Source organism: Nonomuraea sp. NPDC049504 (assembly GCF_040676845.1).
GTDB classification, from domain to species: domain Bacteria; phylum Actinomycetota; class Actinomycetes; order Streptosporangiales; family Streptosporangiaceae; genus Nonomuraea; species Nonomuraea salmonea.
This window is the reverse complement of sequence record NZ_JBFAPT010000006.1, coordinates 70391-90111: the sequence shown is the minus strand read 5'-3', so window position 1 is coordinate 90111 and position 19721 is coordinate 70391. Positions and strand designations below refer to the sequence as shown.

Annotated in this window: 19 protein-coding genes; 7 read left to right on the top strand and 12 right to left on the bottom strand. The window is 70.9% G+C overall.

All coding sequences use genetic code 11. The annotated features are described in order from the left end of the window. Positions 1–31: 31 nt before the first annotated feature. On the bottom strand, positions 32–523 hold the full coding sequence (locus AB0K28_RS13950; protein ID WP_364369112.1) for a hypothetical protein: 492 nt from the start codon (positions 521–523) through the stop codon (positions 32–34). 229 nt (positions 524–752) lie between these two features. Between AB0K28_RS13950 and AB0K28_RS13945 the strand changes: the two genes are divergently transcribed. Further along, positions 753–1394, top strand: coding sequence for a GntR family transcriptional regulator (locus AB0K28_RS13945; RefSeq protein WP_345399690.1), 642 nt, complete (start codon positions 753–755; stop codon positions 1392–1394). Here AB0K28_RS13945 and AB0K28_RS13940 read toward each other — a convergent pair. Further along, positions 1391–2203 (bottom strand): DUF1932 domain-containing protein, encoded by an 813-nt coding sequence (locus AB0K28_RS13940; protein WP_364369109.1) that lies wholly within the window; start codon positions 2201–2203, stop codon positions 1391–1393. The genes AB0K28_RS13945 and AB0K28_RS13940 overlap by 4 nt on opposite strands. Positions 2204–2325: 122 nt before the next feature. Here AB0K28_RS13940 and AB0K28_RS13935 point away from each other — a divergent pair, with 122 nt between their 5' ends. Both AB0K28_RS13935 and AB0K28_RS13930 read left to right on the top strand, forming a co-directional pair. Then, positions 2326–3057 carry a PIG-L deacetylase family protein gene (locus AB0K28_RS13935; RefSeq protein ID WP_364369106.1) on the top strand — a complete coding sequence of 244 codons (732 nt, stop codon included), beginning with the start codon at positions 2326–2328 and terminating at the stop codon, positions 3055–3057. Further along, entirely contained in the window at positions 3054–3755 is a 702-nt protein-coding gene (locus AB0K28_RS13930; RefSeq protein WP_364369103.1) for a 4-carboxy-4-hydroxy-2-oxoadipate aldolase/oxaloacetate decarboxylase, read from the top strand. Before AB0K28_RS13935 ends, AB0K28_RS13930 begins: the two co-directional genes overlap by 4 nt. Before the next feature lie 31 nt (positions 3756–3786). Here AB0K28_RS13930 and AB0K28_RS13925 read toward each other — a convergent pair whose 3' ends face one another. The 4 genes from AB0K28_RS13925 to AB0K28_RS13910 all read right to left on the bottom strand — a co-directional run bounded on the left by AB0K28_RS13925 (position 3787) and on the right by AB0K28_RS13910 (position 6940). After that, complete coding sequence (locus AB0K28_RS13925; protein WP_345399672.1) at positions 3787–4200, bottom strand: cupin domain-containing protein; 414 nt, start codon at positions 4198–4200, stop codon at positions 3787–3789. A gap of 19 nt (positions 4201–4219) precedes the next feature. Then, complete coding sequence (locus tag AB0K28_RS13920) at positions 4220–5035, bottom strand: phosphoenolpyruvate hydrolase family protein (RefSeq protein ID WP_345399669.1); 816 nt, start codon at positions 5033–5035, stop codon at positions 4220–4222. Further along, the gene (locus tag AB0K28_RS13915) at positions 5032–6261 is read right to left on the bottom strand and encodes a Tm-1-like ATP-binding domain-containing protein (RefSeq protein ID WP_345399666.1); all 1230 of its coding nucleotides are present in this window, start codon (positions 6259–6261) and stop codon (positions 5032–5034) included. The genes AB0K28_RS13920 and AB0K28_RS13915 overlap by 4 nt, the downstream gene beginning before the upstream one ends. A 79-nt stretch (positions 6262–6340) precedes the next feature. Then, positions 6341–6940: an XRE family transcriptional regulator gene (locus AB0K28_RS13910; RefSeq protein ID WP_364369099.1), complete on the bottom strand. Its 600-nt coding sequence runs from the start codon at positions 6938–6940 to the stop codon at positions 6341–6343. Positions 6941–7037: 97 nt separating this feature from the next. On the opposite strand from AB0K28_RS13910, the gene AB0K28_RS13905 reads away from it, so the two are divergent. The 3 genes from AB0K28_RS13905 to AB0K28_RS13895 all read left to right on the top strand — a co-directional run bounded on the left by AB0K28_RS13905 (position 7038) and on the right by AB0K28_RS13895 (position 11319). Next, positions 7038–8498, top strand: a complete 1461-nt coding sequence (locus tag AB0K28_RS13905) for an NCS1 family nucleobase:cation symporter-1 (RefSeq protein ID WP_364369096.1) — start codon at positions 7038–7040, stop codon at positions 8496–8498. Beyond that, the gene (locus AB0K28_RS13900) at positions 8495–9223 is read left to right on the top strand and encodes an aspartate/glutamate racemase family protein (RefSeq protein WP_364369093.1); all 729 of its coding nucleotides are present in this window, start codon (positions 8495–8497) and stop codon (positions 9221–9223) included. Before AB0K28_RS13905 ends, AB0K28_RS13900 begins: the two co-directional genes overlap by 4 nt. Before the next feature lie 122 nt (positions 9224–9345). After that, positions 9346–11319, top strand: coding sequence for a glycosyl hydrolase family 18 protein (locus AB0K28_RS13895; protein WP_364369090.1), 1974 nt, complete (start codon positions 9346–9348; stop codon positions 11317–11319). A 53-nt stretch (positions 11320–11372) separates the two neighbouring features. Here the strand turns inward: AB0K28_RS13895 and AB0K28_RS13890 are convergent, their stop codons facing one another. After that, positions 11373–12218: an aldo/keto reductase gene (locus AB0K28_RS13890; protein ID WP_364369087.1), complete on the bottom strand. Its 846-nt coding sequence runs from the start codon at positions 12216–12218 to the stop codon at positions 11373–11375. Between the two features lie 146 nt (positions 12219–12364). Here AB0K28_RS13890 and AB0K28_RS13885 point away from each other — a divergent pair, with 146 nt between their 5' ends. Continuing rightward, complete coding sequence (locus AB0K28_RS13885) at positions 12365–13945, top strand: M28 family metallopeptidase (protein ID WP_345399648.1); 1581 nt, start codon at positions 12365–12367, stop codon at positions 13943–13945. Between the two features lie 238 nt (positions 13946–14183). Here the strand turns inward: AB0K28_RS13885 and AB0K28_RS13880 are convergent, their stop codons facing one another. Genes AB0K28_RS13880 through AB0K28_RS13860 form a run of 5 tightly spaced genes read right to left on the bottom strand, consistent with a single transcriptional unit; the run spans position 14184 to position 19527 of the window. After that, positions 14184–15545, bottom strand: coding sequence for a sulfatase-like hydrolase/transferase (locus AB0K28_RS13880; protein ID WP_364369083.1), 1362 nt, complete (start codon positions 15543–15545; stop codon positions 14184–14186). Positions 15546–15556: 11 nt separating this feature from the next. Further along, positions 15557–16366 carry a carbohydrate ABC transporter permease gene (locus tag AB0K28_RS13875; protein ID WP_364369080.1) on the bottom strand — a complete coding sequence of 270 codons (810 nt, stop codon included), beginning with the start codon at positions 16364–16366 and terminating at the stop codon, positions 15557–15559. Continuing rightward, positions 16366–17238 carry a sugar ABC transporter permease gene (locus AB0K28_RS13870; protein WP_364369077.1) on the bottom strand — a complete coding sequence of 291 codons (873 nt, stop codon included), beginning with the start codon at positions 17236–17238 and terminating at the stop codon, positions 16366–16368. Before AB0K28_RS13870 ends, AB0K28_RS13875 begins: the two co-directional genes overlap by 1 nt. Continuing rightward, positions 17235–18512 carry a sugar ABC transporter substrate-binding protein gene (locus AB0K28_RS13865; protein ID WP_364369074.1) on the bottom strand — a complete coding sequence of 426 codons (1278 nt, stop codon included), beginning with the start codon at positions 18510–18512 and terminating at the stop codon, positions 17235–17237. The genes AB0K28_RS13870 and AB0K28_RS13865 overlap by 4 nt, the downstream gene beginning before the upstream one ends. Before the next feature lie 13 nt (positions 18513–18525). Then, on the bottom strand, positions 18526–19527 hold the full coding sequence (locus tag AB0K28_RS13860) for a LacI family DNA-binding transcriptional regulator (protein WP_345399636.1): 1002 nt from the start codon (positions 19525–19527) through the stop codon (positions 18526–18528). Positions 19528–19721: the final 194 nt, after the last annotated feature.

The following is a 19721-nucleotide window of genomic DNA, read 5'->3' as shown; positions in this document are numbered from 1 at the left end:
CACACCGCCCTGTCCGTGTCATCGATCGGCATCAGCCCACCGCCCCCGTCGCGGGGAACCAGTGCAGCTCCACCAGCGGGTCGGTGCTGTCGGGCACCTCGAGGTAGGCCAGGTGGCGCAGGAACCGGCTGAACACCACGGCCGCCGGTGTCCGCTCGACCGGCCCGTTGACGTGGGCCATGAGCGAGTCGCCCTCGGGCACCTCGATGCGCAGGTAGCGGGCCACCCGGTCGAGCCCGTATTGGACGACCGCCTCGTCGGCCAGCATCTTGATGTGCTTGCACGCGTAACCGTGCAGCGCGCCGCACGGCCGGTTGTTGTTGGTGCTGCAGCTCAGCGCGAGGGTGCCGGCGGTGATCGACGAGACGTAGACCCGCTCGATGTCGGATCCGCTCGACACGACGCCCTGGAGGCGGCCGTCGGCCAGCTCGACGAAGGGCACCTTGGCCAGCTTGCGCGGCTGCACGGGCGGGACCACCCGTAGCACGCTGCGTTGCTCCCACGCGGTTTCGTCCGCGTCCACGATGTCGTAACCTCCCACCCCGGCCGGCTCACGAGCGCAGGCGGGAATGCCTGGACCTGTGCGGCCGGCTGATCAATTGATCGAGGAACTTACCGGAGGTCACCGACAGAACACGGTCAAACGATCAAGCTCGCAGGTGGGAGCGCCGCCGGGGGTCGGTGGCCACGGTACTCCGGGGATTGTTCATAATATTGTCGAACAAGTTTCTTACGGACGCCCGGAGGATCGCGTGACCCCAGAGCCCCCGCGCGGGGAGACGCTGACCGACCGGCTCAGGGCCGCCATACTCGACGGCGGCTTCGTGCCCAACCAGCGGCTGGTCGAGGCCGACGTGTGCGAGCAGTTCGGCGCGCCGCGCGCCGCCGTGCGCGAGAGCTTCAAGGAGCTGGCCGGAGAGGGCCTGGTGGAGATCCTGCGCAACAAGGGCGCCAGGGTGCGGGCCGTCTCGAAGGCCGAGGCCATCGAGATCACCGAGGTGCGGATGGTGCTCGAAGGGCTGTCGGCGGCCAAGGCGGCGGAGCGGGTGACGTCGGAGCAGGCCGGGGAACTGCGGCGGCTGGTGGCCGAGATGCGCGCCGCCGTCGACTCCAACGACCTCGACCGCTACTCCGAGCTCAACGCCGCCCTCCACGCCAAGGTCCGCGAGATCGCCGGCCACCGCACGTCGGCGGCCATCATCGAACGCCTGGGCGCCCAGGTGGTCCGCCACAAATTCCGCCTGGCCCGCCAGCCAGGCCGTGCCGCCGTCTCGTTGCCGCAACACGAGCTGATCGTGGCCGCCATCGTCGCCCGCGACCCGGAAGCAGCCCAGACGGCCATGCAACAACACCTCCGCAGTGTCACCAAGTCCCTGGAAGCCACCCCCGACTAACCAGCGGTGGGCCGGTCTGCTCCCGGGAGGGGTGGGGGGCCGGTGCGTTCGGTTGCGGCGAGGGTGGTCGTGGTGGCGAGCGTCATCGTGTGGGGGACGCCCAAAGAGGCGAGCATGCGGGTGGCGGCTTCCATCTCGTGGACGCGGCGGGTGCCGTGCTGGGCGGCGCCGCGCAGGAGCCGTACGACGAACCGCTCGTCCGCGTCCGTGACCGTCTCCACGAGGTGGTGCCAGAACCACTCCCCCAGTCCTGCCGCATCGGCCGCTCGCTGTGACTCGATGACCAGCGCGCTCAGGCCCTTCACCAGGACGCTGCGGAGCAGTTTGCGCGCCGCGGCGTCGCCCGGTGCGCCGCCGATGGGGGTGACGTTCATGCCGTGGGCGGTGGCGAAGGCGGCGAAGCGGTCCGCGTGGTCGCCGGCCGCCAGGATCGGGGTCGCGAGGCCGCGCAGCGGGATCGGCGCCATGATCGCCCCGTCCACGAACTCCGCCCCCGCGGGCCTGAGGAGGTCGGCCAGGCGGCGCTTGTCCTCGGGGGCTGCGGTGGAGAGGTCGGCATAGAGCGTGCCGGGCGCGAGGTGCGGAAGCGACTCGGCACCGGCGGCGAGAGCATCGGCCCCCGTGGTGACCGCGATGACGACATCAGCGCCGCGCACGGCCTCCGCATTACCCCCGGCAAGCTCCACCCTGCCTGGTTCCGCTGGGTACGCCGGGTCGTAGGCGCGGAGGTGGGTCTTGTCGGCGAGGCCGGTGGCGAGGATGCGGCCGACCTCGCCGCAGCCGAGCACCGCCACCTTGAGTCCGTTCATAGAGCCTCCTTATGTTGACAATATTGTTGAAGAACATCGCCTCATAGGGTGGAAGCGGCGTTTGATGCCGTTCTCGTTCGATAAGTGTTGACAATCGTTACAGGGGCTCTTAGCGTCGGCGGGTGACCACACCCCGTACCCTTCTGGTGATCTGCGCCCACGCGGGCGACTTCGTCTGGCGGGCGGCCGGTGCCATCGCGCTCGCCACCAGCCGCGGCGAGCGCGCCAAGGTGGTCTGCCTCAGTTTCGGTGAGCGCGGCGAGTCCGCCAAGGCGTGGCGGGCCGGCCACTCGCTGCAGGAGATCAAGGCGATCCGCCGCGAGGAGGCGCAGAACGCCGCCGCCGCCCTGGGCGCCGAGATCGAGTTCCTCGACGCCGGCGACTACCCCCTGCTGGAGAGCCGCGAGCTGGTGGACCGGCTGGTACGCGTCTACCGCGACCTCGAGCCCGACGTCGTCCTGACCCACCCGCCGGCCGACCCGTACAACGGCGACCACCCGGCCGCGGCGCGCATGGCGTTGCAGGCGCGCGTGCTCGCCCAGGCCGCCGGCTACGACGCGCCGGGCGAGCCGCTGGGCGCGCCGCCGGTGTTCTTCTTCGAGCCGCACCAGCCCGAGCAGTGCGACTTCAAGCCGGACGTGCTGCTCGACATCACGCCGGTGTTCGACAAGAAGCGCAAGGCGATGGAGTGCCTGCCGGCCCAGCAGCACATGTGGGACTACTACACCGACCTCGCCAAGCGCAGGGGCGTGCAGCTCAAGCGCAACGCCGGCCCCAACCTGGGGCTGCCGCACGCGACGATGGGCGAGGCGTACATGCGGCTGTACCCGCAGGTGACGGACGTGCTCGCATGAGGAACGTGGTCGTCACCGGCATCCCGCGCTCGCCGGTCGACAGGGTCGACGCGCTGGCCGCGTACGGCGTCGCGACCGTGCACGAGGCGCTCGGCCGCACCGGCTACCTCGGCCCCGGTCTGCGCCCCGCCTGGCCGGGAGCGCGGGCGGGCGGCAACGCGGTCACGGCGGTGTGCTGGCCGGGCGACAACCTGATGATCCACGTGGCGGTGGAGCAGTGCCAGGAGGGCGACCTGCTGGTGGTCACCACGACGTCGCCGTGCACGGACGGCATGTTCGGCGAGCTGTTCGCGACCGCGCTGCGGCATAGGGGGGTGCGCGGCGTGGTGATCGACGCGGGCGTGCGCGACGTGGCCGAGCTGCGGGCCATGGGCTTCCCGGCGTGGAGCTCCGCCGTCAGCGCGCAGGGCACGGTGAAGGCGACGCCTGGCGCGGTGAACGTGCCGGTCACGATCGGCGGGCAGCTCGTCAGGCCGGGTGACGCGGTGATCGCCGACGACGACGGCGTGCTGGTGTGCCCGCGCGCCGACCTGGAGCGCGGCATCGAGGCCGCCGCCGCGCGGGCCGCCAAGGAGGCGGCGACGCGCGAGGCGTTCGAGAAGGGCGAGCTGGGCCTCGACCGCTACGGCCTGCGCGCCCGCCTGCCCGAGCTGGGCATCACGTACGTCACGGCCGACGAGTACGAGCGCGACCGGTAGCGACGGCTCGGAGCAGGGCCTGCGGTGCGGGTCACCCCAGCTTGACCGCCCAGCTCGGATGCTCGCCCGGCGGCAGCTCGACGAAGCCGGGCAGCTCGCGCAGCGCCTCCTCCTCCCCGCCAGGCGTGTACGTCGCGATGATCCGCAGCGGCCGCCACCCGGTGTTGAACGTCGAGTGCAGCGTCCCCATGGGGATGTAGACGGCGTCGCCCGCCTTCACCGCGAACTCGGGCCCGTCGCCGACCGTCTGCCGCCCCTCCCCCTCGATGATGTAGAGCACCTCGTCGGAGGCGGGGTGCAGGTGGCGGTCGTGCCCCCGGTCGGGGTTGATCACCACCTCGCCGAACGTGGACGACGCGCCCGGCACGGTGGCCGGGGTGACGTGCCACTTGATCGAGCCCCAGTCGAAGAGCATGGTCGGGACGTCTTCTGGCCTGCGGTGCATGGAGGGACTCCCTCGGTCGTCAGAGGGCCTTGAAGGCCCGGAGCTGGTCGGCGATGGCGCGCTCGGCGGGCAGGCGTTCCATCGAGGAGGCGCCGAAGAAGCCGGCCACGCCGGTGGTGCGTTCCTGGATGAAGCGGACGTCGTCCGGCTCGGCGATCGGTCCGCCGTGGCACAGCACGATGACGTCGGGGTTGACCGCCACGGCGGCGTCGTGCATCTCCTGCACGCGTACGGCCGACTCCTCCAGGCTGAGCGCGGTCCTGGCGCCGATGCTGCCCTTGGTGGTCAGGCCCATGTGCGGCACCAGGATGTCGGCGCCCGCCTCGGCCATGGCGGTGGCCTGCTCGGCGGTGAAGACGTAGGGGGCGGTGAGCAGGCCGCGCTCGGCGGCCAGCCGGATCATCTCGATCTCCAGGTCGAACCCCATGCCGGTCTCCTCCAGGTTCGCCCGGAAGACGCCGTCGATGAGGCCGACGGTGGGGAAGTTCTGGACGCCGGTGAAGCCCATCGCGCTGAGCTGGTCGAGGAACTGCGGCATGAGCCGGAACGGGTCGGTGCCGCACACCCCGGCCAGCACGGGGGTGTCCTTGACGACCGGCAGCACCTCGCCGGCCATCTCGACCACGATCGCGTTGGCGTCCCCGTACGGCAGCAGCCCCGCGAGCGAGCCGCGCCCGGCCATCCTGAACCGGCCCGAGTTGTAGATGATGATCAGATCGACGCCGCCGGCCTCGGCCGCCTTGGCCGACAGGCCGGTGCCCGCGCCGGCTCCGATGATCAGCCGCCCCGCCTTCCGCTCGGCCCGCAACCTGCCGAGCGCCTCGTCACGCTTCATGCCGTTCCCTTCTGGATGAGCTCGTGCAGCCGGTCCGCGGCGGCCACCGCGAACGCCGGCCGATTGATGTCGTCGGCGCTCTCCACCACCTGTACGCCGGTGCCCGCCACGGCGTCCAGCACGGCGTCGAAGCAGGCGGCGTCGGCGGCCGGGTCGTGGAACGGGCCGCCCGGCACGTCCACGGCCGAGACGCCGCCGCGCGGCACGAACAGCACGACGGGCCCGGTGGCGGCGGCCAGCTTGGCGCCGATGCGCCGGCCCAGCTCGGCGTTCTCCTCGGGGGTGGTGCGCATGAGCGTCACGGTCGGGTTGTGCACGAGCAGGTTCCGTTCGCGGAAGCGGGCGGGCACGGTGTCCATCGGCCCGAAGTTGACCATGTCGAGCGCGCCCAGGCTGACGACCTGCGGCACCCCGGCGGCTCCCGCGGCGGTCAGCCGGTCGGGGCCCGCCGAGAGCACGCCGCCGACCAGGTCGTCCGCGAGTTCGGTGGTGGTGAGGTCGAGCACGCCGGCGAAGTAGCCGCTCGCGGTGAGCGCCTCCATGGCCCGGCCGCCCGAGCCGGTGGCGTGGAAGACGATCACCTCGTAGCCCAGCTCCTCGAGGCGGGCGCGGGCGGCGTCGACGGCGGGCGTGGTGACACCGAACATCGTGGCCGCCACCAGCGGCCGGTCCTCGCCGGGCGGGGCACCGGCGCGGGCGTCGTACGCGGCGGCCATGGCGGCGATCGCGGCGGCGGCGTTGCCGAGGATCTGCCGGGAGATCGAGTTGACCCCGGCCACGTCGACGACGCTGTACATGAGCGTCACGTCGCTCTGTCCCACGTACGCCGACACGTCGCCGGACGCCATGGTCGAGACGAGCAGCTTGGGCAGGCCCACGGGCAGCGCCGCCATGGCGGCCGCCGCGATCGAGGAGCCGCCGCTGCCGCCCAGCGCCAGCACGCCGCTCAGCCCGCCGCGCTCGTACAGCGCGCGGGCGACGCGCGCGGCTCCGGCGGCCATCGCGCTCAGGGCCGCGCCACGGTCGCCGGCGCTCCTGAGCTCCTCCAGGCTCGCCCCGCCCGCCTCGGCCACCTCGGCCGCCGGGATGTCGGGCGCGAGCGTCCCGCCGCCCATGACGCCTGCGTCGAGCAGGACGACCTCCTGTCCCGCGGCCGTGACGAGGTCGCGGACATGGGCGTACTCCGCGCCCTTGGTGTCGAGCGTGCCCAGCAGTAGTACGGCCATCCGACCCTCCTCAGGGGGAACGACGGGTTCGCTGCCATCGGACAGCCTCCCCAGCCGCGCCGTGACTCACGCCTGCCGGTCAGCGGCCGTGCACGATCAGCCAGGTCGCGACGGCGGTGACGGTGGCCGAGCGGTTGCCGATGATGTGCGGCCTGCTGCACGGGAACGTGATGGAGTCGCCCTGCGCCAGCGTGACGGTCTCCGACTCGAACTCGATCGTCAGCTCCCCGGCCGTCACCGTGCCGACCTCGTACCCCTCGTGGCGCAGGAAGCGGCCGTGCGCGGTGGAGACCGCGTGCGGCGGGTACGTGGACTCGAAGAACTCGACGTCGGGGGTGGGCCCCGGCGACAACCGGCGGAACGTCACCCCACCGCCCAGCCGGATCGGCGCCACCTCACCGGCCCGCCCCACCGCGAGCCCGGGAACGGCGTCCTCCCGAGGCTCGGGCGGGTCGAAGACCGCCGCCAGCGGCGCCCCGATGGCCGTCACGTACGCGATCAACCGGCTCACCGACGGCCGCATGGTGCCGCGCTCGATCTGGGACACGGCGCTGGGCGAGATGCCGAGCTCCTTCGCCACCGTCCGCAGCGACTTGCCCGATTCCGTGCGCAGCTCGCGCAGCCGCCGCCCGAGCCGCTCGCCGCCGATCGCCTCCAGGTCCTCCATGACCTCCGTCACACGTCTTTAACACTTGCGAAATCGGGGCCGCCGCACGCAGGGTGTTAAGTGATGGCTTAACACCGTCCGGCGACCCTACCCCCCAAGGATGCCGCACATGACACAGCCGACCGTCGCCCAAGCACCTCCCCACGACCCCCGGCTCACCAATGAGGACCTGGCCCCGCTGCGCAAGCAGACCTGGTCGTCGTACAACATCTTCGCCTTCTGGATGTCCGACGTGCACAGTGTCGGCGGCTACGTCACCGCGGGCAGCCTGTTCGCGCTGGGCCTGGCGAGCTGGCAGGTGCTGTTCGCGCTGCTGGCCGGCATCGTCATCGTCAACGTCTTCTGCAACCTGGTCGCCAAGCCGAGCCAGGTCACCGGGGTGCCGTACCCGGTGATCAACCGGGTGGTCTTCGGCGTGCTGGGCGCGAACATCCCGGCCATCGTGCGTGGCTCGATCGCCATCGCCTGGTACGGCGTGCAGACGTACCTCGCCTCGCAGTCGCTCATCATCATCTTCCTGAAGTTCTGGCCCGCCACGGCCGCGCTCAACGAGCCGACCTTCCTCGGCCTGTCCGTGCTCGGCTACATCTGCTACGCCATCCTGTGGGTGGCGCAGGCGGCGGTGTTCTGGCGCGGCATGGACGCCATCCGCCGCTTCGTGGACTGGGCGGGGCCCGCCGTCTACGTGGTCATGCTGGTCCTGGCCGGCTATCTGGTGAGCAGGGCCGGCTGGGAGAACATCAGCCTGGACCTGTCGCAGGGCGAGAGCCTGGGCTTCGCCGAGTCGATCCCGGTGATGCTGAGCGCGATCGCGCTGGTGGTGTCGTACTTCTCCGGGCCGATGCTGAACTTCGGCGACTTCTCCCGCTACGGCCGCTCGTTCGACGCGGTCAAGCGCGGCAACTTCCTCGGCCTGCCGATCAACTTCCTGTTCTTCTCCCTGCTGACGGTCATCACGGCGTCGGCCACGGTGCCGGTGTTCGGTGAGCTGATCACCGACCCGATCCACACCGTGCAGCGCATCGACACGCCGTTCGCGATCCTGCTGGGCGGCCTGACGTTCGTGATCGCTACCGTGGGCATCAACATCGTGGCGAACTTCATCTCCCCGGCCTTCGACTTCTCCAACGTCAGCCCGCAGCGCATCAGCTGGCGTACCGGCGGGATGATCGCGGCTGTCGGCTCGGTGCTGCTCACCCCGTGGAACTGGTACGGCAACCCCGACGCCATCCACTACACGCTGGGCCTGCTGGGGGCACTGATCGGGCCGCTGTTCGGCATCCTGATCGCGGGCTACTACGTGTGCGCGCGGCAGCGGGTCTCGGTGGACGAGATGTTCACGATGGACCCGGGCGGGCGCTACTGGTTCAGCAAGGGCTACAACCCCAACGCGGTCTGGGCCACGGTGGCGGCGGGCGTGCCGGCCATCGCCTCGGTGCTGGTGCCCAAGTGGATCACGGTCGTCGAGCTGGCCTGGCTGGCCGACTTCAGCTGGGTCATCGGCTGCGGGATCGGGTTCGTGGCGATGGTGCTGCTGGAGCGGCGCGTACCCCGGATCATGCCGGCATGACCCATATCCGGGTGATCAACCCGAACACCGCCCTGGAGATGACCGAGTCCATCGGCCGGTGCGCCAGGGCGGTGGTGTCGTCGTCGACCGAGGTGACGGCGGTGAGCCCGGCCATGGGGCCGGAGTCGATCGAGAGCCACTACGACGAGGCGCTGGCGGTGCCGGGGCTGCTGGCCGAGATCGCGGCGGGCGAGCGGGCCGGCGTGGACGCGTACGTGATCGCCTGTTTCGGCGACCCTGGCCTGGACGCGGCGCGCGAGCTGGCGGCGGGCCCCGTGCTGGGCATCGCGGAGGCCGCGATGCACGCCGCCACGATGGTCGGCAGGACCTTCAGCGTGGTGACCACGCTGGCCAGGACCACCGGCAGGGCGTGGGAGCTGGCCCACCGGTACGGCTTCGCCGCCGCCTGCCGGGGCGTGCACGCCTGCGAGATCCCCGTGCTGGACCTGGAGAAGCCGCCGGCCCGGGCGGCGGTGACCGAGCTGTGCGCGTCGGTGGCCGAGCGGGACGGCAGCGACGTGATCGTGCTGGGCTGCGCGGGCATGGCGGACTTCTGCGCCGAGGTGACGCGGGCGACCGGCGTGCCGGTGATCGACGGGGTGGCGGCGGCCACGCGGTTCGCCGAGTCGCTGGTGGCGCTGGGGCTGCGGACGAGCACGCGCGGCGAGTACGCCCGCCCGCTCCCCAAGCGCTACACGGGCCTGCTGCGCGATTTCACGATCTAGACCGGACGTCTTGACCGCCTGCTCGGGTTGGGGTTACTGTCGGCTCATAACTAAAAGGAAACTTTCCTAATAGTTTGATCAGGCATCCCACCCCCCGTTCACCCTCGACCGGATGTCGGAGCATGATGAAGAACCCCACCCTGAGCAAGGTCCTCGCCGGTCTGGCGGCCCTGGCGCTGCCGCTGACCACCCTCGTCGCCGCGCCCGGCACGGCCACCGCCGCCGCCGCGCAGTCCTCCTTACAGGCCCTGCAGGCCGACTGGGCGGCGTGGACGGCGTACACGGCCGGCACGCGCGTGACGTACAACGGCGTGCAGTACGAGTGCGTCCAGAGCCACACCTCCCAGCCCGGCTGGGAGCCGCCGAACGTGCCCGCCCTGTGGAAGGTCGTCTCGGGCGGCGGCGGAGACACCAGCGCGCCGAGCGTCCCCGGCAACCTGCGCTCGACCGGCGTGACGAACACGAGCGTCACCCTCGCCTGGAACGCCTCCACCGACAACGTCGCCGTCACCGGCTACGAGATCTACCGCGGCGGCACCCTCGTCGCCACCGTCACCGGCACCAGCCACACCGACACCGGCCTCAGCGCGAACACCTCCTACAGCTACACCGTCCGCGCCCGCGACGCCGCAGGAAACCGCTCAGGCACCAGCAACAGCCTCACGGCCACCACCTCGGGCGGCGGGGGCGGTGACACGAGCGCGCCGAGCGTGCCGGGCAACCTGCGCTCGACCGGCGTCACCGGCGGCTCCGTCACGCTGGCCTGGAACGCCTCGACCGACAACGTCGCCGTGACCGGCTACGAGGTCTATCGCGGCGGCACCCTGGTCGCCACCGTGACCGGCACGACGTACACCGACACCGGACTGAACGCCAACACCTCCTACAGCTACACCGTCCGCGCCCGCGACGCCGCAGGAAACCGCTCAGGCACCAGCAACAGCGTCACGGCGACGACCACGGGCGGCGGCGGAGGCGGGGGCAAGAAGGTCCTCGGCTACTTCGTGCAGTGGGGCGTCTACACCCGCAACTACCACGTCAAGAACATCGACACCAGCGGCTCGGCGGCCAAGCTGACGCACATCAACTACGCCTTCGGCAACGTGACGAACGGCCAGTGCGCGATCGGCGACAGCCACGCCGACTACGACCGCTTCTACCAGGCCAACGAGAGCGTGGACGGCGTCGCCGACACCTGGGACCCGGGTGCGCTGCGCGGCAGCTTCAACCAGCTGCGCAAGCTGAAGCAGAAGCACCCGCACATCAAGGTGCTGTTCTCCTTCGGCGGCTGGACCTGGTCCGGCGGCTTCGCGCAGGCCGCGCAGAACCCGGCCGCGTTCGCCGAGTCCTGCTACCGCCTGGTCGAGGACCCGCGCTGGGCCGACGTCTTCGACGGCATCGACATCGACTGGGAGTACCCGAACGCCTGCGGCCTGACCTGTGACAGCAGCGGCCCCGCCGCGTTCAGGAACCTCATGCAGGCGCTGCGCAACCGCTTCGGCCAGAACTACCTGGTCACCGCCGCGATCACGGCCGACGGCACCAACGGCGGCAAGATCGACGCGGCCGACTACGCCGGCGCCGCGCAGTACCTCGACTGGTACAACGTCATGACCTACGACTACTTCGGCGCCTTCGCGGCGCAGGGCCCGACGGCCCCGCACTCGCCGCTCACGTCCTACCCGGGCATCCCGACGGCGGGCTTCCACTCCGACGCGGCCATCCAGAAGCTGAAGAGCAAGGGCGTGCCGGCCAGCAAGCTGCTGCTCGGCATCGGCTTCTACGGGCGCGGCTGGGCCGGGGTCACGCAGTCGGCGCCGGGCGGCACCGCCACCGGGCCCGCGCCGGGCACGTACGAGCAGGGCATCGAGGACTACAAGGTGCTCAAGACCCGCTGCCCGGCCACCGGGACGGTCGCGGGCACGGCGTACGCGTACTGCGGCAACCAGTGGTGGAGCTACGACACGCCGGCCACCATCGGCGGCAAGATGAACTACTCGAAGGATCAGGGCCTCGGCGGCGCGTTCTTCTGGGAGCTCAGCGGCGACACGACCAACGCCGAGCTGCTCACGGCCATGAAGAACGGCCTGGGCTGACCGTCGGCGAGCCGGCTCTCCACGCGGGTGTGGAGGGCCGGCTCCCTCGCGTCTCAGCTCAGCTCGGCGACCTGCTCGGCGGTCAGCGTCACCGTGGAGGCGCCCAGGTTCTCCTCCAGGTGGGCGATCGACGACGTGCCGGGGATCGGCGCGACCACCGGCGAGCGGGCCAGCAGCCAGGCCAGGCTGACCTGCGCGGGCGTCGCGCCGAGCAGCTTGGCGACGTGCTCGACGGGCCCGCCGGGCGCGGCCAGCGCGCCCTTGGCGATGGGGCTGTAGGGGATGAACACGATGCCCTGCTCGGTGCAGTGGTCGAGCACGGACTCGGAGAAGCGGTTGGTGAGGTTGTAGCGGTTCTGGACGGAAACGATGCCGGCGATGCGCCGCGCCTGCTCCAGCTCCTCGACGCTCACCTCCGACAGGCCGATGGCGGCGATCTTGCCCTCGTCCTGAAGCGCCTTCAGCTCGCCGATCTGGTCCTCAAGCGGCACCTTCGGGTCGATGCGGTGCAGCTGGAGCAGGTCGAGCCGGTCCTGGCCGAGCCGGCGCAGGCTCATCTCGACCTCCTGGCGGAGGTACTCGGGGCGGCCCACGGCGTGCCACTGGCCGGGCCCGGTGCGCACGAAACCGGCCTTGGTGGCGATCAGCAGGTCCTCGGGGTACGGGTGCAGCGCCTCGCGGATGATCTCCTCGCTGACGTACGGGCCGTAGGAGTCGGCCGTGTCGATGAGGTTCACCCCCAGCTCGACGACACGGCGCAAAACCTTGACGGCCGCGTCCCTGTCGGACGGCGGTCCCCAGACTCCTGGGCCGGTCAGGCTCATGGCGCCGAAGCCCAGGCGGTGCACGGTCTTGCCGCCGATGGTGATGGAGCCGGTGGATGGGAGCGATATGGACATGACAGTTCCTCGTCTCGGATGCGACGTTCCAAGTCCGTGATGCAACGGATACGCGGACAAATCTTCCCTATCACCCGCCCGATGAATACGTTTCGGAACACGTGCGCAAAATGACCCGGTTCACCCCTCCACGTACGAGGAGCACCATGTCTTACCGCTTACGTAAAGGCATGCTCGGCGCCATCACCGCCGTGGCCGTGGCCTTGTCACCCCTCGCCTTCACCGGAACCGCCGCCGCCCAAGGCGGGCACGGGCACGGGCACGGGCACGGGCCCAAGGACCCGCACAAGAAGGAAGTCGAGAAGCTCGTCAAGGCCGTCTCGGGCAAGAACGTCAAGAAGCACCTCAAGGCGTTCCAGGCCATCGCCGACGCCAACAACGGCACCCGCGTCTCCGGTACGCGCGGCTTCGACGCCTCCCGCGACTACGTGGCGGGCAAGCTGCGCAAGGCCGGCTACCAGGTGACGATCCAGCCCTTCGAGTTCGTCTTCGACGGCTACGTCACCCCGCCGGTGCTGCAGACCACCAGTGGGACGCCCAAGACGTACCAGTACGGGTTCTTCAGCGACTACGTGGCGATGGGCGACTCGCCCGCCGGGTCGGTCACCGGCACGGTCCAGGCCGTCGACCTGACGCTGCCGCCAGGGCCCGAGAACAGCTCGACCTCGGGGTGCGAGCCGGAGGACTTCGCCGGGTTCACCGCCGGCAACATCGCGCTCATGCAGCGCGGCACCTGCAACTTCCGGGTGAAGGTGGACAACGCGATGGCCGCCGGGGCGATCGGGGCCATCGTCTTCAACGAGGGCCAGGAGGGGCGTACGGAGGTGGACCTCAACCCGGTGCTCGGCGGGCCCGGCGTGACGATCCCCTCGTTCTTCACCAGCTTCTCGGTCGGCGAGGAGCTGGCCGCGGCCGGCACCACGGTCACCATGAACTGGGACCCGATCGTCGAGACCAGGACCACCTACAACGTGATCGCGCAGAGCAGGAAGGGCGACCCGAACAAGGTCGTCATGCTCGGCGCGCACCTCGACGGCGTGCAGGAAGGGCCGGGCATCAACGACAACGGCTCCGGCAGCGCGGGCGTCCTGGAGGTGGCGCTGCAGGCGGCCAAGCTCAAGCCCAAGAACCAGCTGCGCTTCGCCTTCTGGGGCGCCGAGGAGTTCGGGCTGCTCGGCTCCGAGCACTACGTGGCCTCGCTGAGCGAGGAGGAGCGGGCCAGGATCAAGCTGTACCTCAACTTCGACATGATCGGCTCGCCCAACTACACGTTCGGCATCTACGACGGTGACGGCGACGCGTTCGGCACCGCCGGGCCTCCCGGATCCGACAAGATCGAGGAGGACTTCGAGAAGTTCTTCGCCGGGCGGCGGCTGCCGTTCACGGCCACGGCGTTCACCGGGCGCTCCGACTACGGGCCGTTCATCGCGGTCGGCATCGCGTCGGGCGGCCTGTTCACCGGGGCCGAGGAGCTCAAGACCGAGGAGGAGGCGGCCATCTTCGGCGGCACCGCCGGCCTCCCGCTCGACCCGTGCTACCACAGCGTCTGCGACACGATCAAGAACATCAACGACAAGGCCCTGGACGTGAACTCCGACGCCATCGCCACGCTGGCGGGCACGTACGCGTTCGACATCGGCACGATAGGCACCGCACCGCCCGCCCCGGCGAGTGCGGCCCGCACCGCCGAGAAGCACACCCACCAGCCCGCCGACGCGGCGGCCTGACCCCACAGGCGCCTCTCCACCCTCGAAGGAAGGGGGTGGGGAGGCGCCCACCTGCCGGGAGGGGAGCACGCCTGCCCGGCCGGAAAGACCCACCGACCAGACCCGCCTACCAGGCCCGCCCCCAGCCAACAGGCCGTCGCCCGGGAGACCCCGCGGACAGCCTGTGGCGAACCCCTCCCCTCGAAAGGACCTCGGCTTGGGCGAGCACGCCGCGGGGCCCGGGACGCTGCACCCTCCGCTAAGGGCGGGGCTGGTGGCCGAAGCGGGCCGGCTTCGGAGCCGTTGAGCGGACCGCCGGGTCGGGCATCGCCTGGGTGCGGCCGGGCACCCGCTCGGCGGGCTCCACGACCGGCTCGGCCTCCCCGGCCGCGACGATGCGGCGGATCAGGCGTTCGCGCAGTTCGGCAGCGACCGCCTCATGCGAGGGGTGGCCGGCCAGGTTGACCAGCTCGTACGGATCGTTGACCACGTCGTACAGGGCCTGCTCCCGGTAGCGGGCGGCGGCGGGGTCGTCCCAGGGGTCGGCGCCTTCGGCGACGGCGTAGTACTTCCACCGCGACGTCCTGATCCCGCGCCCCACCTCGGACTCGCTCACCTGGAAGAACACCTCGCCGGGCCAGTCGGCCCGGGGGTCGCGCAGCAGCGGCAGGAACGAGCGCCCCTGCATCGCGTCGGGCACCGGCAGCCCGGCCGCCTCCAGCAGGGTGGGCGGCAGGTCGAGCGTGCTGACGGGCCGCGCGATGGCGCCGCCGCCGTCGAAGCCGGGCCCCCGCAGCGCCAGCGGCACCCGCAGCGACGCGTCGTGGCAGGACCGCTTGTACTCGCCGTTGCGGGTCTTGAAGTGGTTGCCGTGGTCGGAGGTGTACGCCAGGATCGTGTCGTCCAGCAGGTCCATGCTGCGCAGCGCGTCGAGCAGCCGCCCGAGCCCCTCGTCGAGGCGCTTGACCTGGCCGAGATAGCCGCCCATGTGCTGGTGCGCGGTGCCGCCGAGCGCGGCGAGGTCGGGCGGCATCCAGGTGCCCTGATAGCGCTCCTCGTAGCCGTCGGGCGCGGGGTAGTTGTCCACCTCGTTCTGGTGGTGCGGCTCAAGGAGCGACAGGAACAGGTAGAACGGCTCGCCGGCGTGGTCGGCCACGAACCGCACGGCCGCGTCCACGAGCGCGTCGGAGCGGTAGCCGGGCAGCATGACGGGCTCGTTCGCCTCGTCGTAGACGATCGTGCGGTAGGCGTCGGAGGTGTGCTCGAGCGCGTTGGCGGCCAGCCAGCTCTGGTAGCCGCCGCGCTGGTGCTCGGGCACCGGCTCTGAGCCGGCCAGGTGCCACTTGCCGATGTAGCCGGTGGCGTAGCCGGCCGCGCCGAAGTGGTGCGCGAGCGTGCGCTCTTCGGGCGGCAGGACGCGGCCGTTGCGGTGCACGCCGGTCGTGGTCGCGTAGCGGCCCGTCTGCAGCGCCGCGCGGGCCGGCGCGCACACCGGCTGCGGCGTGAGCGCGACCGTGGCCTGCGTGCCGTGCCTGGCCATGCGGTCGAGGTTGGGGGTGAGCGGGCCGACGGTGTCCCACCGCTGCTGGTCGGTGAAGACGACGATCACGTTCGGGCGCAAAAGGGAGACTCCTATCGAAGGCCGGTGAGGGCGATGCCCCGCACGAAATATCTCTGGGTGAGGACGAACAGGACGGCGGTGGGCACGAAGAGGATCACCGAGCCGGCCGCCGTGAGGTGCCACAGCGTGAAGTACTCCTGGTTGAACAGGGTGAGCCCGACCGGGATGGTGCGCATCTCGGGCGTGCTGGTGGCGACCAGCGGCCAGAGGAACTCGTTCCACTGGAAGACGAACGTGAACAGCGCGAGCACGGCCAGCGCGGGTCTGGTCTGCGGCAGGATGACGCTGCGGTAGATGCGCAGCTCGGAGGCCCCGTCGATGCGGGCCGCGCTGATGAGGTCGTCCGGGATGGGCTGGATGAACTGCCGCATCAGGAAGATCCCGAACGCGTCCATGAGGAACGGGGTGATGAGCCCCTGGTACGTGTTCAGCCACCCGAGGTTGGCCATGAGCACGTACAGCGGGATCATCCGCACGAAGAACGGAACCATGAGCGTGGCCAGCAGCGCCACGAACAGCGTGTTGCGCAGCGGGAAGCGGAACTTGGCGAACACGTAGCCGACGAGCGGGTCGAACAGCAGGTGCGACAGCGTGATCGCGCCGGCCACGACGAGGCTGTTGACGATGAAGTCGCCGAACGGCGCGCGGGCGAACAGCTCGGCGTAGTTGCCCCACTGCGGCGTCTCCGGCCAGAGCACGGCGCTCGCCGCCAGCGTCTCCGCCTCGGTCTGCAGCGACAGCGAGACCATGTAGAGCAGCGGCAGCACCGTCACCATGCTCGCCAGCGTGAGCACGGTGTAGAGCAGCACCTTGCGGCTCATCAGTACGTCACCTCCCCCCGCCGCCCGGCCCTGAGCTGGATCACGGTGAAGGCCACGATCACGAGCAGCAGCAGCACCGACTGCGCGGAGGAGTAGCCGAAGTCCCTGGTGCGGAAGGCGACGTTGAAGATGTGGAAGACCGACAGGTCGGTGGCGTCGCCCGGCCCGCCGCCGGTGATGATGTACGCCTGCCCGAACGCCTGCAGCCCCGAGATCACCGCCATCACCGAGACGAACAGCGTGGTCGGGGCCAGCAGCGGCAGCGTGATGCGCCAGAACCGGCGCCAGGCGTCCGCCCCGTCGATCTTGGCGGCCTCGTGGTAGGTCTCGGGGATGCCCTGCAGCCCGGCGAGGAACAGCACCATCGTGTAGCCGACGCTCTGCCACAGGGTGACGGCGGCGATGGTGAGCAGCGGCGCGGTGTTGAGCCACTGCTGGCCGGGCAGCCCGGCCGCGAGCAGCACCCGGTTGAGCACGCCCAGGTCGGGGTCGAGGATGTTGCGCCACAGCAGCCCGACGATCGCCACCGACGTCAGGTACGGCACCAGCAGCAGCACCCGGAAGGCCACCCGGCCCTTGAGCGGCTGGTCGATGGCCAGCGCGAGGGCCAGCCCGAGCACGATGGAGCCGGCCACGACCAGCACCGCGAAGACCACCGTGACGAGGAACGAGTGGCGCACGGCGGGGTCGGCCAGGGCCTGGCTGTAGTTGCCGAGCCCGGCCCACTGGTCGGCCATCGGCCCGGTGCGGAAGCCGGTGGCGACCACGTTGCCGATCGGCAGGTAGAACAGGGCCGCGAAGAACAGGATGGCCGGCAGCAGGAAGAGGTAGGCGGTCCTCGCGTACCGGCCGGAGAGCGTGCGCGGCCTCACTTCAGGTAACCCTCCGCCGTCTTCGCGAACTCCGTCAGCACGTCGGCGGCGGGCCGGTTCTGGATGAGCACCTGCTGGTACATGACCTTCAGCTGCTCCTCCCACTTGCCGAACTGCCCGGTCAGCCGCACCGCCTGGGAGGAGTCCTCGGCCTGCGGCAGCGCGTCGGCGAACACCTTGGTCGCCGGGTCGGCCTGCACCTCGGGCAGCTTCGCCCAGGACACGCGGGGCATGAGCATGCCGGTCTCCTTGGTGGCGGCCTGCTCGACCTCCAGGGCGGTGACGCGTTTGATGAAGTCCCACGACAGCTCGGGCCTGCTCGCCTTGGCCGGCACGAACATGCTCACCCCGGCGGCCTGCGTGGCCCGCACCTTGTGCTCCAGCGGCGGCGCCACGCCGAGGTCGATGTCGGGGCTGGTCCTCCTGATCGGGTCGAGGTCCCAGGGGCCGGTGAGGATCATCGCGGCGCGCCCGGCGGAGAACAGCTTCTGCGGGCCGGAGTAGTCGGTGCTCGCGACGGGCACGGGCGCGACCTTGTGCTTGTGGATGAGGTCGGCCTGGAACTGCAGGGCCTCGATCGCGTCGGCGAGCGGGGTCATGACCTTGCCGGTCTCCGGGTCGTACGGGGTGACGCCGGCCTGCGTCATCCAGGGCCACATGTAGGTGTAGTCCTGGTTGAGCGCGACGCCGTACACGCCGTCCTTGGTCAGCTTCTTCGCGGCGGCGAGGAACTCCTCCCAGGTGGTGGGCACCTCGACGCCGGCGTCGCTGAGCATGCCCTTGTTGTGGAGCAGGGTGTTGCAGGTCAGGTGCAGCTGCACGCCGTACACCTTGCCCTGGTAGGAGTTGCGCTCGACGGTCACCGGCTGCCAGTCGGCGGGGAAGCCCATGGCGGCGCCGTCGCGGTCGACGAAGTCCTGCAGCGAGCGGGCGTTGCCGGACAGCGCGAACTCCTGCACCCACCCGCCGGGCTCCTCCACCAGGTCGGGCACGGTGCCGGAGGCGAAGTCGGCGAGCAGCCTGGTGCGCAGGTCGGGCCACTGATATTTCTGCAGGTTGACGGTGACCTTGTGGGCCTGCTCGAACTCGGCGATCACCTTGCGGTAGGCCTGGTAGTCGTGGCCGGCGTTCCAATAGACGGTGAAGGTGCCGGGGGCGGCGCTCTGCGGGGCCGGCGCTCCCGCGCACGACGACAGGGCCGGCACGCCTGCTGCGGCGGTGGCGGCCACGCCGAGGAGCCGGATCAGGTCACGGCGTGAGGGGTGGGCGGGCATCGGGGTTTCCCTTCTAGGACGAGCCCCGCCGCACGAAGGTCCACGACCGGACGATCTCGCGGGCGGGCGGCGGCTCATCGGCCTGGAGGCGGTCGAAGAGCAGGCGTACGACGTCGGTGTAGTCGTGGCGCAGCGGGCCGACGGTGCTGAGCTGCGGATTGGTGATGAGACCCTCGTCGATGTTGCCGACCCCGACGATCGCGACGTCGCCCGGCACGCTCAGCCCGAGGTCCCTGGCGGCTGCGATGGCGCTGATCGCCGCCCGGTCGGCGGCGGCGAAGATCGCGTCGGGCCGGTCGGGCGAGCCGAGCAGCTCGGTCGCCGTCTGGTACGCCGCCACGCGGTCGTCGGCGCCCCCGGTGACGACGCGGTCGGTGACGCCGTGCCGGTCGAGGGCGGTGAGGTAGCCGAGCAGCCGCCCGGCCGGCCGGTCGCGGTAGAGCTCGTGCCGCTGCCCCATGAACGCGATGCGCCGCCGGCCGGTGGCCAGCAGGTGCTCGACGGCCTCGGCGCTGGCCTCGGTCTCCGGGGTGCGGACGACGTCGCAGCCTTCGAGCCCGCTCTCGTTGCTCAGCACCACCATCGGCAGCCCGGTGGCGGCCAGCCCGGCGAGCAGGTCGTGGGCGAGGTGGTCGCCGACCACGTTGATCAGGGCGCCGTCGGCGATGCCACCGCGCAGCATCTCGATCGCGGCCTTCGCCCTCGCCTCGGAGTAGACGGCGAGCGTGACCACGGAGTAGCCGCGCGCGTCGGCCATCTCGTGCAGGTCGGTGGCCAGCCGTTCGTCGGTGGGAACGCCGCCGAACGTGCTCAGCACCAGGCAGACGCGCTGGGTGCGGCGCCTGCGCAGGCTCCTCGCGGCCTGGTTGGGGGTGTAGCCGAGCTGCCTTGCGGCGTCGAGCACCCGCTGCCTGGTCTCGGCGGCCACGGGTCGGTCGCGGCCGCTGAGCACGTAGGAGACGGTCGCCACTGACACGTTCGCCAGCTCGGCCACTTGTCGCGCTGTGGGTCTCATGTTAGTCGAATAACCTAGCATTCCCTATGGGATTATGGGGTAATTGGTGGCGGCGGATCTGGGCGAGCAGGTCGGAGGTGGGGTGATGGTCGCCGTACGGCGCTCGGCCGATGTGAATCGATTAACACGATAGGTCGAGGGTGCCGCTCCGACAAGGGGGCACGCGGCCAGGGGCTCCCGATCAGCGTGGCGTA

Bases quoted from the DNA above. Each gene is read 5' to 3' on its own strand.
- AB0K28_RS13940 (WP_364369109.1), bottom strand. From the start codon at position 2,203: ATGAACGGACTCAAGGTGGCGGTGCTCGGCTGCGGCGAGGTCGGCCGC.
- AB0K28_RS13930 (WP_364369103.1), top strand. From the start codon at position 3,054: ATGAGGAACGTGGTCGTCACCGGCATCCCGCGCTCGCCGGTCGACAGG.
- AB0K28_RS13925 (WP_345399672.1), bottom strand. From the start codon at position 4,200: ATGCACCGCAGGCCAGAAGACGTCCCGACCATGCTCTTCGACTGGGGC.
- AB0K28_RS13920 (WP_345399669.1), bottom strand. From the start codon at position 5,035: ATGAAGCGTGACGAGGCGCTCGGCAGGTTGCGGGCCGAGCGGAAGGCG.
- AB0K28_RS13915 (WP_345399666.1), bottom strand. From the start codon at position 6,261: ATGGCCGTACTACTGCTGGGCACGCTCGACACCAAGGGCGCGGAGTAC.
- AB0K28_RS13905 (WP_364369096.1), top strand. From the start codon at position 7,038: ATGACACAGCCGACCGTCGCCCAAGCACCTCCCCACGACCCCCGGCTC.
- AB0K28_RS13900 (WP_364369093.1), top strand. From the start codon at position 8,495: ATGACCCATATCCGGGTGATCAACCCGAACACCGCCCTGGAGATGACC.
- AB0K28_RS13895 (WP_364369090.1), top strand. From the start codon at position 9,346: ATGATGAAGAACCCCACCCTGAGCAAGGTCCTCGCCGGTCTGGCGGCC.
- AB0K28_RS13890 (WP_364369087.1), bottom strand. From the start codon at position 12,218: ATGTCCATATCGCTCCCATCCACCGGCTCCATCACCATCGGCGGCAAG.
- AB0K28_RS13885 (WP_345399648.1), top strand. From the start codon at position 12,365: ATGTCTTACCGCTTACGTAAAGGCATGCTCGGCGCCATCACCGCCGTG.
- AB0K28_RS13875 (WP_364369080.1), bottom strand. From the start codon at position 16,366: ATGAGCCGCAAGGTGCTGCTCTACACCGTGCTCACGCTGGCGAGCATG.
- AB0K28_RS13865 (WP_364369074.1), bottom strand. From the start codon at position 18,512: ATGCCCGCCCACCCCTCACGCCGTGACCTGATCCGGCTCCTCGGCGTG.
- AB0K28_RS13860 (WP_345399636.1), bottom strand. From the start codon at position 19,527: ATGAGACCCACAGCGCGACAAGTGGCCGAGCTGGCGAACGTGTCAGTG.